13 protein-coding genes are annotated in these 16439 nt (G+C 41.4%); 7 read left to right on the top strand and 6 right to left on the bottom strand.

Annotated features, from left to right (window positions below; all coding sequences use genetic code 11):
• Positions 1–10: 10 nt before the first annotated feature.
• Both lepA and ACEN9X_RS25495 read left to right on the top strand, forming a co-directional pair.
• Positions 11–1798 (top strand): translation elongation factor 4, encoded by a 1788-nt coding sequence (lepA, locus tag ACEN9X_RS25500; protein WP_091206052.1) that lies wholly within the window; start codon positions 11–13, stop codon positions 1796–1798.
• Positions 1799–2183: 385 nt separating this feature from the next.
• Entirely contained in the window at positions 2184–3065 is an 882-nt protein-coding gene (locus ACEN9X_RS25495; protein ID WP_091206048.1) for a bifunctional 5,10-methylenetetrahydrofolate dehydrogenase/5,10-methenyltetrahydrofolate cyclohydrolase, read from the top strand.
• Positions 3066–3416: 351 nt separating this feature from the next.
• On the opposite strand, the gene ACEN9X_RS25490 is transcribed toward ACEN9X_RS25495, so the two are convergent.
• Together ACEN9X_RS25490 and ACEN9X_RS25485 are read right to left on the bottom strand one after the other, a co-directional pair.
• Entirely contained in the window at positions 3417–3755 is a 339-nt protein-coding gene (locus ACEN9X_RS25490) for a Rieske (2Fe-2S) protein (RefSeq protein WP_413667810.1), read from the bottom strand.
• A gap of 24 nt (positions 3756–3779) precedes the next feature.
• Positions 3780–4544 (bottom strand): hypothetical protein, encoded by a 765-nt coding sequence (locus tag ACEN9X_RS25485; RefSeq protein ID WP_413667809.1) that lies wholly within the window; start codon positions 4542–4544, stop codon positions 3780–3782.
• Between the two features lie 307 nt (positions 4545–4851).
• On the opposite strand from ACEN9X_RS25485, the gene ACEN9X_RS25480 reads away from it, so the two are divergent.
• Both ACEN9X_RS25480 and ACEN9X_RS25475 read left to right on the top strand, forming a co-directional pair.
• Complete coding sequence (locus ACEN9X_RS25480; RefSeq protein WP_413667808.1) at positions 4852–5475, top strand: 7-carboxy-7-deazaguanine synthase QueE; 624 nt, start codon at positions 4852–4854, stop codon at positions 5473–5475.
• 37 nt (positions 5476–5512) lie between these two features.
• A complete protein-coding gene (locus ACEN9X_RS25475) occupies positions 5513–7417 on the top strand; it encodes an OmpA family protein (protein ID WP_413667807.1) in 1905 nt (634 codons plus the stop codon).
• Between the two features lie 193 nt (positions 7418–7610).
• On the opposite strand, the gene recQ is transcribed toward ACEN9X_RS25475, so the two are convergent.
• Positions 7611–9803: a DNA helicase RecQ gene (recQ, locus tag ACEN9X_RS25470; RefSeq protein WP_413671157.1), complete on the bottom strand. Its 2193-nt coding sequence runs from the start codon at positions 9801–9803 to the stop codon at positions 7611–7613.
• A 259-nt stretch (positions 9804–10062) separates the two neighbouring features.
• Between recQ and ACEN9X_RS25465 the strand changes: the two genes are divergently transcribed.
• Complete coding sequence (locus tag ACEN9X_RS25465) at positions 10063–11148, top strand: mannose-1-phosphate guanylyltransferase (RefSeq protein WP_413667806.1); 1086 nt, start codon at positions 10063–10065, stop codon at positions 11146–11148.
• A 119-nt stretch (positions 11149–11267) separates the two neighbouring features.
• Here ACEN9X_RS25465 and rlmB read toward each other — a convergent pair whose 3' ends face one another.
• Entirely contained in the window at positions 11268–12038 is a 771-nt protein-coding gene (rlmB, locus tag ACEN9X_RS25460; protein ID WP_413667805.1) for a 23S rRNA (guanosine(2251)-2'-O)-methyltransferase RlmB, read from the bottom strand.
• Between the two features lie 305 nt (positions 12039–12343).
• On the opposite strand from rlmB, the gene dnaB reads away from it, so the two are divergent.
• Positions 12344–13909: a replicative DNA helicase gene (gene dnaB / locus ACEN9X_RS25455; protein WP_413667804.1), complete on the top strand. Its 1566-nt coding sequence runs from the start codon at positions 12344–12346 to the stop codon at positions 13907–13909.
• Positions 13910–13986: 77 nt separating this feature from the next.
• Here the strand turns inward: dnaB and chrA are convergent, their stop codons facing one another.
• On the bottom strand, positions 13987–15186 hold the full coding sequence (gene chrA, locus ACEN9X_RS25450; RefSeq protein ID WP_413667803.1) for a chromate efflux transporter: 1200 nt from the start codon (positions 15184–15186) through the stop codon (positions 13987–13989).
• 102 nt (positions 15187–15288) lie between these two features.
• Positions 15289–15630: a tetratricopeptide repeat protein gene (locus ACEN9X_RS25445; RefSeq protein WP_413667802.1), complete on the bottom strand. Its 342-nt coding sequence runs from the start codon at positions 15628–15630 to the stop codon at positions 15289–15291.
• A gap of 45 nt (positions 15631–15675) precedes the next feature.
• On the opposite strand from ACEN9X_RS25445, the gene ACEN9X_RS25440 reads away from it, so the two are divergent.
• Positions 15676–16413, top strand: a complete 738-nt coding sequence (locus ACEN9X_RS25440) for an electron transfer flavoprotein subunit beta/FixA family protein (RefSeq protein ID WP_413667801.1) — start codon at positions 15676–15678, stop codon at positions 16411–16413.
• The last annotated feature ends 26 nt before the right edge of the window (positions 16414–16439 follow it).

Below are 16439 nucleotides of genomic sequence, written 5' to 3'. Positions count from 1 at the left end.
TTGCGATTCAATGGAGCACATTCGTAATTTTTGTATCATAGCACACATCGACCACGGTAAAAGTACACTTGCCGATAGGTTATTAGAGTATACCAACACTATTACCCAGCGCGAATCGCAGGCACAATTGCTTGACGATATGGATTTAGAGCGCGAGCGCGGTATCACCATTAAAAGCCATGCCATACAAATGGATTATGAGCTTGATGGGCAAAAATATGTGCTTAACCTGATTGACACCCCCGGACACGTTGATTTTTCATATGAGGTATCACGTTCAATTGCAGCTTGTGAAGGTGCATTATTGATAGTCGACGCCGCACAGGGTATTCAGGCACAAACCATCTCCAACCTGTACCTGGCTTTAGAGAACGACCTGGAGATTATCCCTATCCTGAATAAAATGGACCTTCCAGGTGCTATGCCGGAGGAAGTGAAAGACCAGATAGTTGACCTTATTGGCTGCAAACGCGAGGAAATCCTTGCTGCATCGGGCAAAACGGGCATGGGAGTACATGATATTCTTCGTGCAATTGTTGAGCGTGTACCTGCTCCGGTAGGTGATCCTAAAGCACCGCTACAGGCATTGATCTTTGATTCGGTATTCAACTCGTTCCGTGGTATCATAGCTTATTTTAAAGTTGTGAACGGCGAGATCCGCAAAGGCGATAAAGTAAAATTTGTAGCTACCGAAAAGCAATACCTTGCCGATGAAGTTGGTACACTTAAATTACGTCCATTAGCTAAAGACGTGATCAAAACCGGTGACGTAGGTTATATCATATCAGGTATTAAAGAAGCAAAAGAGGTTAAGGTTGGCGATACCATTACCCAGGTTGATCGCCCTTGCGAAGAAGGCATACAAGGTTTTGAGGAGGTAAAGCCGATGGTATTTGCAGGCATTTACCCTGTTGATACTGAGGACTATGAAGAACTACGCGAATCAATGGCAAAATTACAGTTGAATGATGCATCACTGGTTTTTGAACCGGAATCATCAGCAGCTTTGGGTTTTGGTTTCCGTTGCGGTTTTCTCGGTATGCTGCACATGGAAATTATCCAGGAACGTTTGGAGCGCGAGTTTAACATGACGGTGATCACCACCGTTCCCAACGTATCGTACCTGGCCCATACTACAAAAGGCGACTCGTTCACGGTAAATAACCCATCTGATCTTCCCGATCCATCAAAAATTGATTTTGTGGAAGAACCTTACATCAAGGCTACCATCATCACAAAATCTGAATTTGTTGGTCCGGTAATGTCGCTTTGTATTCAAAAGCGTGGTACTATTACCAATCAGTCATATCTTACATCTGAGCGCGTTGAGCTGATATTCGAAATGCCAATGGGTGAGATCGTATTTGACTTTTACGATAAGCTGAAAACCATTTCAAAAGGTTATGCTTCGTTCGATTATCACCAGATAGGTTACCGCCAGTCGGATTTGGTTAAGCTCGATATCCGCTTAAACAGCGAGCCTGTTGACGCGCTTTCGTCTCTTATTTTCCGGGGCAACTCTTATGATTTTGGTAAAAAGATCTGCGAGAAATTAAAAGAGCTTTTACCGCGTCAACAGTTCGAGATCATTATCCAGGCGTCTATCGGTGCCAAGATCATAGCCCGCGAAACGGTGAAGGCCTTACGCAAAGATGTAACTGCCAAATGTTACGGCGGCGATATCTCCCGTAAACGTAAATTATTGGAGAAACAGAAACAAGGTAAAAAACGCATGCGCCAGGTAGGTAACGTTGAGATACCACAGTCGGCGTTCATGGCAGTTTTGAAGTTGGATTAATCCCTTAATTCCTTTGAGCGGAATCGGGGTGAGTAAATTGATATATTCTGTACAGGTTAGTTACATATTTTACAGCAAACGGGTTTGTTAAACATATTCATTTAGGAGACTTTGTTTATGGTAAATGGATTGTTTACGATGCCGGCGAACCGAAATATTATATTGATGCTTTCAATAAAGACGCAGATTCAAATAAAGTTATATTTGAAATGCTCCTGAACAATAAAACAGAAACTATTGAAAGTATCATTAGCAAGATCAATCAAAATCACGGATTAAAATTATCCCTGGACAACAGGCCTTTTATAAAAGTACGAGTAAAATCAGAGCCGGTAAACTTAAGCTTGCCGCCATTGCCTGACCACTTCGTTAAACACATTTAATAATGCAGCTTTTAGACGGAAAATACGTTTCAGAAAAACTTAAGGTTGAAATAGCTGAAGAAGCAGCTAAAATATTAGAAAAGACCGGCAGGAAGCCTCACTTGGTGGCAGTGTTGGTTGGTCATGATGGCGGTAGCGAAACTTATGTAGCCAGCAAAATGAAAAATTGCGAAAAAGTTGGCTTCAAATCATCGCTGGTACGTTATGAAGATGACGTTACCGAAGAAGAACTATTAAAAAAAGTTGAAGAGCTGAATGCGGATGCTGATATCGATGGCATCATAGTACAGCTTCCTTTACCCAAACATATCGATCCTGAAAAAGTAACCGAGCGTATCGACCATCGCAAAGATGTTGATGGCTTTCACCCGGTTAACCTGGGCCGTATGCAGCGTAATTTACCGTCGTTTATACCGGCAACTCCTTATGGCATTACTTTAATGCTTAAGGAATACGGCATTGAAACCGCCGGTAAACATTGCGTGGTTGTTGGTCGCAGCAATATTGTTGGTTCGCCAATGAGCATCCTGATGGCCCGCAACACCACTCCGGGTAACTGTACAGTAACCATTTGCCACAGTCGTACACCTGATATCAAAAAGTTCACACTTGATGCAGATATCCTGATCGTTGCTATCGGCAAAAAGAATTTCATTACTGCCGATATGGTAAAAGATGGTGTTGTTATAGTTGACGTAGGTATGAACCGTGAAACCTCAACCACAACAAAATCAGGCTTTAAGCTTTACGGAGATGTTGATTTTGAAAATGTTGCACCAAAATCATCATGGATTACCCCGGTACCAGGCGGTGTAGGCCTGATGACCATTGTTGGTTTGCTTAAAAACACATTGGCCTCCGCTAATAAAGAGGTTTATAAATAGAAGTCCGCTTTCATATAAATCGTCATTGCTGTAACCATCAGGGAATCTGAAAAAACTGTGATGACATGTAAACTCTATTTTAGGGCTGTTGCGCGGGACGCGTTAGGGATAGCAGCGTAAAGCCCACAGCGCGGGTTGGGTTTGCGGGCAGGAAAGGCGAGGACTTGCAGCGGATAGCCCGGCCGCAGGCAACGCCCATATTGTAAAACAGAAAAAAAACACATTTAATAATCAATAACTTACGATCACATCATTATAAGGTACGAAGCAATCCCCGATAAGTAGGTCCGCCCTTTATAGTTTGGGACTGCTTCGTACTTCGGCAATGACGGAATTAATAAAAAGCACCTTCTACTTAAACGCTTGCCTTAACTTATCCCAAATGGAGGCTACGCCAACGTAAACTCCATCCTCCTTTACTTCAACCGGGTAAGTTTCAATAAAATCATTTTGTCCTTCGCCACCTTTTCCTGTTTCCAGATCATAAGTATACCGATGATACGGACAAACTATGAGTTTTCTTACGCATAGTCCTTCACTCATATCCGCACCGGCATGCGGGCATTTAGCCGATACCGCGTAGAGCTTACCTTCAAACCCTACCAGGCAAATACTTTTGCTGCCGGCCTTAACCTTTTTAATAAATGGAACGGAAATATCGGATAGAGAGTCAACTTTATACCAGGTCATAAGTAATTAATAGCAAACCCTTGCTCAAAAATCGATCTTCAAATTCATTACATTAGGATTTTTAATTACCTCGTCCATACTGGTAACAAGCGTAACTTCCCTCCTGTCGGCCGAGAGCATAGCCTTTGAATTATTGACCTTCTTTACAGGATGAGCAAACCGCAGGATCACTTTATAGGGCATATCAATCAGCATAGCTTTAGCCATCATGAAGGTAGCCTGGGTTTTCTTTAAAAAGGCGTTAAATTTAGCCTTGTCAATAATGCGGTAAAATTTATGAGGAGTTATATCATACGAATAATAGTCCTGCCCCCCTACCATTTGCCGTGCATCAAATGGCTTATTTGTTTTATCGGTAGTAGTTATAGCACTTATCTGGGTATTAAGTGCAATTTTTGATACATTTTGCAAATAATATTGCAGGTCTGCTGCGTTTTTTGCTGTATGATTAAGTGTTACTTTCATAACACTCTTTTTAAGGTTCATATTAACAGTTAGCTCACTGCTTTTGGCCAGTTCAACTTCTTCAGTTTTTAGTTTTTGTTGGGCACTGTCGGGTATTGCACTATAAAAATTAAGCGTTGTATCTTTAACCAAACTAAATTGTGGAGTTTCCTTAACTGAATCAGACATCAGATTAACCAGTACCGATACGGCCCTGCTCATATCAAAAGCATAGGCTACCTTACAGGTACCGTCACTTTTAAAATCGTAATGCTCTTCAATATCCACACATGAACTAAAACAAAGCACTACCAGTAAAATTAAAGGAAAGTAAAGTTTTTTCATTTCCGGATATAAATTAAGCGTCGCCGATACAGTTATTGCATTTTACGAATTTAAGGTTAATTGGTTATCTTAAAATTAAAAGTAATTATAACAATTATAAAATGAAAATAAAAAGGATAAAGGTAAAAGGCGAAAGGTAGTTTATCGCGTCATCTATAGCGTAGTGCATAATTGATGAAAGGAAAAACCTTTAACCTTTGGCCTTTTACCTTTCACCTTAAAAGATACTTCCATATTAGTGTAACCTTTTAGCTTTCATCTTTTAGCTTTCGCCTATCTTTCAGTACCTTTGCACCCTTAAATAACTATGGCACACCAAATACCAGACGATGGCACGCTGCTTCCTTTAATGGAGGAGTTTTATACGATACAGGGCGAGGGATATAACACGGGTAAAGCCGCATATTTTATTCGTCTCGGTGGCTGCGATGTAGGTTGCCATTGGTGCGATGTTAAAGAAAGCTGGGATGCCGAGTTGCATGCACTCACTGCTGCCGATACCATTGTAAGTAATGCTGCCCTTCATCCGGCAAAGGCTGTTGTAGTAACCGGTGGCGAGCCTCTTATATACAATCTCGACTATTTAACCCACCAACTTCACGAAAAAGGGATAAAAACTTTTATTGAAACCTCAGGTGCTTACCCGCTTTCGGGCGATTGGGATTGGATTTGTCTTTCCCCTAAAAAGTTCAAGGCACCAACGCCACATGTTGCTGAATGCGCCCATGAATTAAAAGTAATCGTGTTCAATAAATCTGACTTTGAATGGGCCGAATATCACGCCAAAATGGTATCGCCCGACTGTAAGCTCTATTTACAGCCCGAATGGTCAAAATCAAAGGAGATGACACCACTTATTGTTGACTATGTGAAAGAAAACCCACAATGGGAAATTTCATTACAAACTCATAAGTATCTGAATATTCCATAATTTTTTTAACTTACGATATTAATTATCCTAAGTTAAAATGAAGATTGCAGTTTTATTGGTGCTTGCATTGTGTGTACCTGCTTTGCTTTGTGCCCAGCAGCCTGCCCGATATTCGTCATCCAATAAAGAAGCTATAAAATTCTTCGCTTCTGCTTACCAAAATCTTGATCAGCACCTTTATGATGAAGCCATTCAAAACTCATTAAAGGCCATTGGTCAGGATCCGAAATTCATAGAAGCCCACCTCCTGCTTGCCGATTTATACCGGATGAAACGGATGTATAAACCCGCTGTAGAAGAGTATGAAAAAGTCATTGCATTAAGCCCTGAATTTAATCGCGGTGCATATCTTAAGGCCGGAGAAATGGAAATTCATGATGCAAGCTATGCGCAGGCCCAGCTGCATCTCGAAAAATACCTTACCTATCCCGACTTGACTCCTGACAACATTACCTATGCAAAAAAGATGCTCGCCGATGCCAAATTCAGTATACAGGCTATATCACACCCTGTACCCTTTAAGCCAATAAATATCGGCCCCGAGATAAATACAGCTAACGATGAGTACCTGCCAGTTGCTACAGCCGATGAAAGTACACTGATATTTACCCGGAAGATCAACAACAACGAAGACTTTTATAAAAGTGAAATGGTAAATGGTAAATGGACTACCGCCACCTATCTAAGCAACCAGATTAACACAGAAAAATATAATGAAGGCGCACAATCCATTTCGCAGGATGGTAAATACCTGTTTTTTACCGGCTGTAACCGTCCGGATGGATTAGGCCGGTGTGATATCTATATAGCTCAAAGAAAGGGCAACGACTGGGTAAAACCTGTTGACCTTAACCCACCGGTAAACACTTCCGGCTGGGAGTCTCAACCCTCTATAAACTTCGACGGGCGCACGCTTTACTTTGTAAGTAACCGCAAAGGGGGCTATGGCGGTTATGATATATGGAAAAGTACATTAGGCGAAAAAGGCTGGGGCGAGCCGGAAAACCTTGGCCCTAATGTTAACACCCCGTATAATGAACAATCACCATTTATACATCCGGACGATAGTACACTTTACTTCAGCAGTGACGGATGGCCCGGCTTAGGAAGTAAAGACCTATTTGTTAGCCGCTTAGGCCAGGATGGCAAATGGCGAAAGCCCGAAAACCTCGGATATCCTATTAATACCAGTGGTGATGAAAGCGGCTTATCGTTAACCGCCGCCGGTGATTATGCTTTCTTTTCGTCGAATAATTTAAACGGTTTCGGCGGCTATGATATTTACAAATTTGAGCTACCGGTAAAGTTACGACCTCGCTTAGTGACCTATGTTAAAGGCTTTGTGAAAGATGCAAAAACCAAACAACCCCTGGAAGCCGCCATTGAAATTATTGACCTCGAAAATAATTTAGCGGTTTACCAGGATTACAGCGACGAAGAGAAGGGCGATTTTTTAGCTACTTTAACTTCGGGCAAAAACTATGCGCTTAATATTTCAAAAAGCGGATATCTGTTTTATTCCGAAAACTTTTCACTCAAAAATTACAAAACCAAGAACCCGTTTAATATTGTGGCTTTGTTATCACCTATTGAAGTTGGGAATAAGGTGATACTCAAGAATATCTTTTTTGATACCAATAAGTTTGATCTTGAAAAGGAATCAAAAGCCGAGCTTCTTAAGCTTATTGAATTTTTAGGCGTAAATCCAACTGTACGAATCGAAATTTCGGGGCATACTGATAACGTGGGTAATCACCAAAGTAATCAGGTACTATCTGAAAACAGGGCGAAATCCGTTTATCAGTATCTTGTATCACATGGTATTGCTCCTGCCCGGCTTGTTTACAAAGGTTACGCCGAAACACAGCCCATAGCGCCAAACACAAGCGAAGAAGACAGGGCAAAAAACAGGCGTACAGAGTTTATGATCATTACTAAGTAAGCTTTAAAAGCTAAAAGCAGAACGCGCAAGGCCTAAAGTTAATAGACTAATACTTGTACTTACGGGTTGCTTAAAGTAAAGCAACCGGGCTACATAAATGCAAATTCCGGGCCTTTTAATTGAAGAAGATCAGAAAGTAAAAAGCCTTCAGAATTTAATCTGAAGGCTTCAATATTTTAAGCAATATCCTCTCTTAGTTTCCTAATTCCGACATGAACTTAATGCGCATTAACTGTACCTCTTCACGGGTGTAATCGTCGCTGCCCAGTTCGGCTAAAGCTTCATCAATTGAATCGGCTTCGGCAGTACGGAAATAATCAAACACTTCTTCCTGCTTATCCTCATCAATAACTTCGTCAATATAATAGTTGAGGTTAAGTTTAGTTCCGGAGTTAACAATAGTTTCAACTTCTTTCAGAATCTCTTCATATGTAAGACCTTTTGAAGCGGCTATATCGTCAAGATTTAAATGCCTGTCGATATTTTGAATAATGAATACCTTAAGGGCTGATTTATTGGCTGCGCTTTTAATCACCATGTCAATCGGCCTGTCAATATCATTATCTTCTACATATTTCTGGATCAAATCGGTAAAAGGTTTACCAAATTTCAACGCCTTGCCTGCACCTACACCTGAAATTTGTTTAAGCTCTTCTGTATTAACAGGATAGTGTGTACACATCTCCTCTAAAGATGGATCCTGGAATATCACAAATGGTGGCAAGCCCTTTTGTTTTGCAAGCTTTTTGCGCAGCTCTTTAAGCATTTGCAGCAATTGCGTATCAAGCGCCCCCCCGCTTTGTTTTGGACCATCATCGTCACTATCATCATCGGTAGCCTCCATGATTTTGTTTAAAACAAACCGGATACTATGCGGATTGTCAATAAAAGCATTTCCACTTTTGGTAAGCCTTAAAAGCCCGTATTGATCAATATCTTTTGAAATATAGTTATTGAGCAAAGCCTGCCTTAAAAGCGAATTCCAAAGATTTTTGCCCAAATCTTTGCCCGCACCATAATAATCAAGCTGGTCGTGTTCATAGTTTTTAATCTGCGCATTTTCCTCGCCCATTAATATGCTGATGATATGATGATCGTCAAACTTCTCACCAATATGCTTGATTAAACTTAACGCCCTGTGCAGGTGTTCCTCGCCATCAAAATGCTCTTTATGCGTGCAGCAATTATCGCACATGTTATTACAGCCGGCTTCATTAAAGTTTTCGCCAAAATAATGTAACAGCTGCTTACGCCTGCAAACCGATGATTCGCAGTAGTCAATAACTTCCTTAAGTATCTGGGTACCTATTTCGCGTTCCGAAACAGGCTTATCTTTCATGAATTTCTGAAGCTTATCAATGTCCTTTTCAGAATAAAAGGCTACACAAACACCTTCACCGCCGTCACGACCAGCTCTGCCTGTTTCCTGGTAGTATCCTTCCATGCTTTTGGGTACATCATGGTGTATTACGTAACGAACATCTGGTTTATCAATCCCCATACCGAACGCTATTGTAGCCACAATAACGTCAACATCTTCCATCAAGAATTTGTCTTGCGTTTCGGCACGTACTTTAGGATCAAGCCCGGCATGGTACGGCAGTGCCTTTACTCCATTAAGGTTAAGCACCTCGGCTACTTCCTCAACCTTTTTACGGCTAAGGCAATACACAATGCCTGATTTGCCCTGATTTTGTTTTACAAACTTTACTATCTCTTTTATAACATTGCGCTTGGCACGCACTTCATAAAACAGGTTACCGCGGTTAAAGGATGATTTAAATACGGTTGCATTGTTCATCTGCAGGTTTTTCTGAATATCCTGCTGAACTTTAGGAGTAGCCGTCGCCGTTAAAGCAATGATAGGAATGTTTTCGCCGATATTGCTGATCACCTGACGTATTTTGCGGTATTCGGGCCTGAAATCGTGCCCCCATTCCGAAATACAGTGGGCCTCATCTACAGCAACAAATGATACTTGGTTCAAACGTAAGAAATCGATATTTTCCTGCTTGGTTAATGACTCAGGCGCAACATATAGCAACTTGGTTTTTCCTGCAAGCACATCTTCTTTAACCCTGGCTATCTCTGATTTTGTAAGTGACGAATTTAAAAAGTGGGCTATACTATCTGATCCTCCGAAAGCCCTAAGCTGATCTACCTGGTTTTTCATCAGGGCTATCAGCGGTGAAATTACGATTGCCGTACCATCGCTCATTAAAGCCGGTAACTGATAACACATCGATTTGCCACCCCCGGTAGGCATAATAACAAATGTATCATTGCCGGCCAGGATATTGGTTATTATCGCTTCCTGCTCCCCCTTAAAATTATCAAACCCGAAAAAATTCTGGAGATTGTCAAATAGCGATTTCTTTGTTTCTATCATTATTTTAACAAATTCTTAAATTGTATTTAAAAGTTTAAAGTAACAAAATTTTCTAAATAAACGTTGGATTTACTTTTAAATTTTATGTAAAAATGATGATTAGATGAAAAACAATTTCTTTACTTGTTCATTTAAAGAACCAGACAAATTGTGATTGAGCGCCCTGTTAAATTATTTAGATGCACTTAATCGATAATTAACAAATTATTACACATTTTTACAGTTGATATACCAAATTAAAATTCTCTACTTTCTCATGGATAAAAACTATTATGCGATAATTATGGCAGGAGGGATTGGAAGCCGCTTTTGGCCGATAAGCCGTACATCGCACCCTAAACAGTTTATCGACATACTTGGTACCGGTAAAACCTTAATTCAAAACACCTACGAACGTTTCCTGAAAGTTTGCCCAAAAGAAAATATATATATTGTTACTAACGAAAACTATACCAAACTGGTAAAACAACAGCTGCCGGATTTGGGGGATCAACAGATCCTTACCGAACCCGTAATGCGTAACACGGCTCCCTGCATAGCCTACGGCTGTTTCAAAATTGAAAGCCTTAATCCCGACGCTGCCATTGTTGTGGCCCCTTCTGATCAGCAGATATTGGATGAAGAGGCTTTTGTTACCGCCATTGAAAAATCATTGCAAACCGCGGCTTCAAACGATTACCTGATAACCCTGGGTATTAAACCGTCAAGACCAGATACCGGTTATGGATACATCCAATATACCGATAATGTTATTAACGACGAGTTTCATAAAGTAAAAACCTTTACTGAAAAACCAACGCTTGAAATAGCAAAGACATTTATTCAAAGCGGCGATTTTTTATGGAATGCCGGTATTTTTGTTTGGTCGGCCAAAGCTATTGTTAAAGCATTTGGCCAGCACTTGCCCGAAATGCACGAAATATTTGCTGATGCAAGACCTGTTTACAACTCTGACGATGAAAAAACTTATGTCCATAAGGCATATCAGCAATGCGTCAATATCTCGATAGACTACGGTATTATGGAAAAGGCAGATAATGTATATGTACTACCTTCGGATTTTGGCTGGAGTGATCTGGGCACATGGGCATCGATATATGACCTGGCCGAAAAAGATTATGTAGGCAATGCCGTTATCCCTGCCGAAAAAGTGATCATGTATGATTCATCAAACTGTATGGTAAACGTACCAGGCGAAAAACTGGTAATACTACAGGGCCTGCATGATTATATTGTTGTAGAATCAAACAATTCGCTGCTTATTTGCCCGCGTGATCAGGAACAAAATATCAAGCAGGTTGTGACTGATGTGAAAAATAAGTTTGGAGCGAAGTATATTTAACCCCCCTGCCCCTAAAGGGGAGTACCAATGATAAAGATATATAAACAAGAAAAGCTTTGCCGGTGCAAAGCTTTTCTTGTTTAACAATATTGAAAGCTTGCCATAAGTAAGCACCCCCTTTAGGGGGCGGGGGGGGTTCTCTGCCTTATCGCTTCATACAAAATCACCCCCGTTGACACCGACACGTTTAAAGATTCAATTTCTCCAAACATGGGGATTTTTGCCAAATGATCTGAAATGCGGATGATCTCGTTACGGATCCCATCCTCCTCCGAACCCATAACGATAGCCGTTGGTACGGTATAATCAGGTTTATAAATATCATCCTGAGTTTTTTCAGTACAACAAACCAACTGCAAGCCAGATTCCTGCAAAAAGCGCACAGTTTGCATAAAGTTATCATGCCTGCAAACCGGAATTTTATATAACGCGCCAGCCGATGTCTTAATAGCATCAGGGTTGATCTGCGCTGAGCCTTTTGCCGGAATTACAATAGCGTGCACGCCTGCACATTCGGCAGTCCGGGCAATTGCGCCCATGTTCCTCACGTCGGTAATGCTATCTAAAACCAAAATCAACGGTGTCTCCCCTTTTTCAAATACATCGGGTATGATGTTTTCTATTTTTTGATAAACAATGGGCGAGATCACGGCTATGACCCCCTGATGATTTTTTTGTGTAATGCGGTTGAGTTTTTCAACGGGAACCTGTTGTGCGGTTATCTGATACTCGTTCATCAACTCTTTAAGCTCCTGAATAAGACCGCCGCCTATACCTCGTTGTATAAATAATGCCTCGATCTCTTTGCCCGAACGGATAGCTTCTACTACCGCCCTGATCCCAAAAACCATTTGATTGCTTTCGCGCTGAGGCCTTGAATTAAATGCCATTTTATGATTTGAATTTTGGCAAAAGTAGCTATATTAATTGATTAAGCCGTTATTGAACTGATAACCCTTTTGGGTTTAACAGCCTTTGAGTGCAATTGCTATCAACATTCCAAAACTTTATTAACATCGGTTCAATTACCTGAAAATCAACCTATCCATATTTCGTTAAAAAGTTATCAACACTCCGATGTTTATTAAAAAGCTTTAATTTATTGCCCTGTGTATGATTATTTTAAAATGCCGATACACTATGTTAGGTGTTTCCTTTGCCCGTCGCAACATTTTTTGTATATTTTTGTACCCTTATGAGTTTTGAGAATAACAACCAGTATAACAAGCCGAATACTTTTGAGCGACGCAGCCGAGTTCCCAATCCAACTCCCTTTATTGCAGGTGGCAAATTGCAGCCTCAGGCTACCGATTTGGAAGAGGCAGTTTTAGGCGCCCTTATGCTGGAGAAGGATGCCCTTTCGTCAGTTATAGATGTTTTAAAACCCGAAGTTTTTTATCAAACTAATCATCAGAAGATATTTTCTGCCATTAAAATACTGTTTGAAAAAACACAACCTGTAGATATTCTTACAGTTACGGCCGAGTTACGCAGATTAGGCGAGCTTGAAATGGTTGGTGGTGCCTACTACATCACAGAACTTACCAGCCGTGTTGCTTCCGCTGCCAATATCGAGTTCCACTCACGTATCATTATCCAGAAATTTATCCAGCGCGAACTGATCCGGATCTCTACCGAAGTGATCAACGCCGCTTATGAAGATACCAGCGATGTATTTGACCTGCTGGATATGGCCGAAAAAAACCTGTTTGAAATTGCACAAAGCAACCTACGCCGTGATGCCCGCAACATGGACGACCTCGTTCACGAAGCATTACGGGATATTGAGGCCCTGAAAGATAAAAAAGATGGCTTAACGGGCGTTGCTTCGGGCTTTACTGGCCTCGACCGGATGACTTCGGGCTGGCAAAAATCCGATCTGGTTATTATCGCTGCCCGTCCGGCTATGGGTAAAACAGCTTTCGTGTTAAGTTGCGCCCGCAATGCCGCCGTTGACTTTGACAAGCCAGTGGTAGTATTTTCGCTGGAGATGTCATCCGTACAGTTGGTTAACCGTTTGATTGCCGGCGAAGCGGAAATTGAGCAGGAAAAAATACGTAAGGGTACACTTGAAGAATGGGAATGGCAACAGGTACACTCCAAAATTGGCAGACTTGAGAAAGCTACATTCATCATTGATGATACTCCTGCGCTAAACATCTTTGAGTTCCGGGCAAAATGTCGCCGTTTAAAATCCCAGTATGACATCCAGTTAATCATCATCGACTACTTACAGCTGATGCATGGCAAGGCCGAGGGCAAAGGTGGTGGTGGTAACCGTGAGCAGGAAATCAGCAGTATTTCACGTGCATTAAAATCAGTTGCCAAGGAGCTCAGTGTACCGGTAATTGCATTATCTCAGTTAAGTCGTGCGGTAGAGAGCAGGCCGGGTAACTCTAAGAGGCCAATGCTTTCAGACTTACGTGAATCTGGCGCTATTGAGCAGGATGCCGACATGGTATTGTTCCTATATCGTCCTGAATATTACGGATTAACGGAAGATGAAGACGGTAACCCAACCCAGGGTGTAGGCGAGGTTATTATAGCCAAACACCGTAACGGTGAAACAGGTACTGTACGATTGAAATTTGTTGGTAAATATGTGAAATTTGCTAACCTTGAAGAAGGTATGGACGGCTTCCCTCCACCTACGGGTAATGCTTTCGCGGGCCTTGCTCCTTCACAGGATTTTGAAAAGCAGAGTAACTTCATCATTCGCCCTTCAAGAATGGACGACATGGATGACGAAGCACCGTTTTAATTCAATTTCGAATTTGGACTTTCGATTTCGGATTTATTAAATGCAAAATTCCGAAATCGAAAATCCGGAATCCCAAATCAAAATATCATTCCCAAAACCACACCGATAATAATCACTATCGGTGTTTTTATTTTGGTAAAATGCAGCACCAGGAACGTACCTATCATCAATGCGTAGGCTGACCAGTTTAAACCAAAAGGCTTTACCAGTAAAATCAACGCTGTCGCCATAAAACCTACAGCTACGGCATTTATCCCGCTCAATGAGTTCTTTATCCTGGTGATTTTTTTAAGATCCTCCCAGAAAGGCACGATAAAAAGAATAAGGATAAGCCCGGGGGTATTGATGCCAATAACAGCAACGAGGCTGCCAATTATTTGTCCCCAAATGTTATAGCCTTTATTGCCAAGTGTTATGCCACCCAAAAAAGATGTAAACGAAAATGTGGGTCCGGGCAAAGCCTGCTGCAGGGCATATCCCGACAAAAACTCCGACCTGCCCAGATAATGTTTAACCTCAACAAATTCGGTATACATGAGCGGCACAAGCACCTGCCCTCCTCCAAAAATTAAAATCCCATTACGGTAAAAGTTTTCGAATAAACGGATAGGCAGGCTGAATGGCGATGTTTGATTTACAACAGCACCCAAAGCCGCAAAGAAAAGCAAGATACCAATAAAATAAGCAACCTTATTAGGGTTTACATTTGAATATAACTTTACCCTTAATTCGTTTTCATGCTGCTGGGTTTCCATAGCCGATGATATGATACCGCCAAGCAATATCAGGATCGGGAAAGCATATGCATTTTGCAGGATCAGTGTAACGATCAATGAGCCGATAGCCAGCATAGTACTGATCCTTGTTTTCAGAAATTTATTGGCAAACGTATAAGTGGCGTAAGCAACTATGCCAACGGCTATGGGTTGTACATAACTGATCACATGCGCAAATTTGGCCTTATTGGCAAACATATTATAGCTTATGGCAGCCATGCACATGATAGTGGCCGAAGGAAGGACCCAGATCAAAAATGTAATGATGGCCAGCCTGAGCCCGCCTACTTTCCAGGCTATCCCAACCAGTGTTTGGGTTGATGAAGGCCCCGGCAAAACCTGCGATAAGGCATTAAGCTCCATCAACTCATCTTCAGTAATATATCTTCGTTTCTCAACAAATTCCCGCAGTAAAACGGCGATGTGGGCTTGCGGTCCGCCAAAAGCAGTGAAGGTATATATCAGCACATCCCGAAGGAATATAAGTTGCTGTTTTTTCATTCTTTAAAGAGGTTCAGTTCATGGTTTAAAACAGTTCATCTTAAAATTAATCAGGGAAAATAAAAAGCCATGAACTATGAACCATCAACTATTAACAAAAAACTAATAATCGTCGTCATCTTCTTCAAAGCCCATTGCCTGCCTGTATACTGCTTGCAATTCAGAAAAAGCGTGGTTATCGCGTTTTTCTTTGGTTACTTTCATGCCGTTTTCGTAGGTTTTGATAGCATCATCTTTACGGTTCAACGCTTCATAAAGCTTACCTAAATGGTAATAGGTACCGGTGTAGCCAGGATGGTTATTCACTAAATCTTCGTAATAAGCAAGCGCCTTATCTGTCTCATTCAGACGCAGATATTCTGTTGCAAGGGCATACTTCAGAAACTCGTCATCCGGTTCATTTTTTATAAATTCCAGCAGCTTATTCAATCTGTTCAACTCCATTTTAAACTCTATCTTTTTTAACTAAATTTGCAAAAACCTATTGATATGAAGATTCTGGTATGTGTAAGTAATGTTCCTGATACCACCACAAAAATAACTTTTACTGATAATAACACGCAATTTAATACAAACGGGGTACAGTTCATACTTAACCCTTATGATGAAATTGCACTTGCGCGCGCCATTGAGTTAACCGACGGCGGTAAGGGCACAGTAACTGTAATAAACGTTGGTGAGGCAAATACCGAAGCCACTATACGCAAGGCCCTGGCCATTGGCGCTACCGATGCTGTGCGCATAAACGCTAAACCGCACGATGCGTGGTATGTAGCTTATCAAATTGCACAATATGTAAAAGCAAATCCCTTCGATCTCATCCTTACCGGCCGCGAATCCATTGATTATAACGGCTCAAAAGTTGCAGGCATGCTGGGCGAACTGCTTGATTTGCCATCGGTATCCATTATCAAAAAATTAGATGCTGGTGACATCGAAGCAACCGTTGAACGCGAAATAGAAGGCGGTAAAGAAGTTTTGACCATACCCTATCCATTTGTGGCGGGTACTGCCGAGGGTGTGGCTGAACCCAAAATCCCTAATATGCGTGGTATTATGTCGGCACGGACTAAGCCGCTTGCTGTTGCAGAACCTGTTGATGTAAAAACATTTTCAGAAATCACCGGTTATGAAACACCAGCCCCCCGTGGCCAGGTTAAACTTGTTCCTGCCGATGATACTGCAAAACTGGTTGAACTGCTGCATGCAGAAGCGCGTGTTATTTAATTTATGATCTAAATCACTTACAGATA

The sequence above is a fragment of the Mucilaginibacter sp. Mucisp86 genome (assembly GCF_047324315.1).
Lineage (GTDB): Bacteria > Bacteroidota > Bacteroidia > Sphingobacteriales > Sphingobacteriaceae > Mucilaginibacter.
The sequence above is the reverse complement of the archived record's forward strand: the minus strand, read 5'-3'. Positions and strand labels throughout refer to the sequence as shown.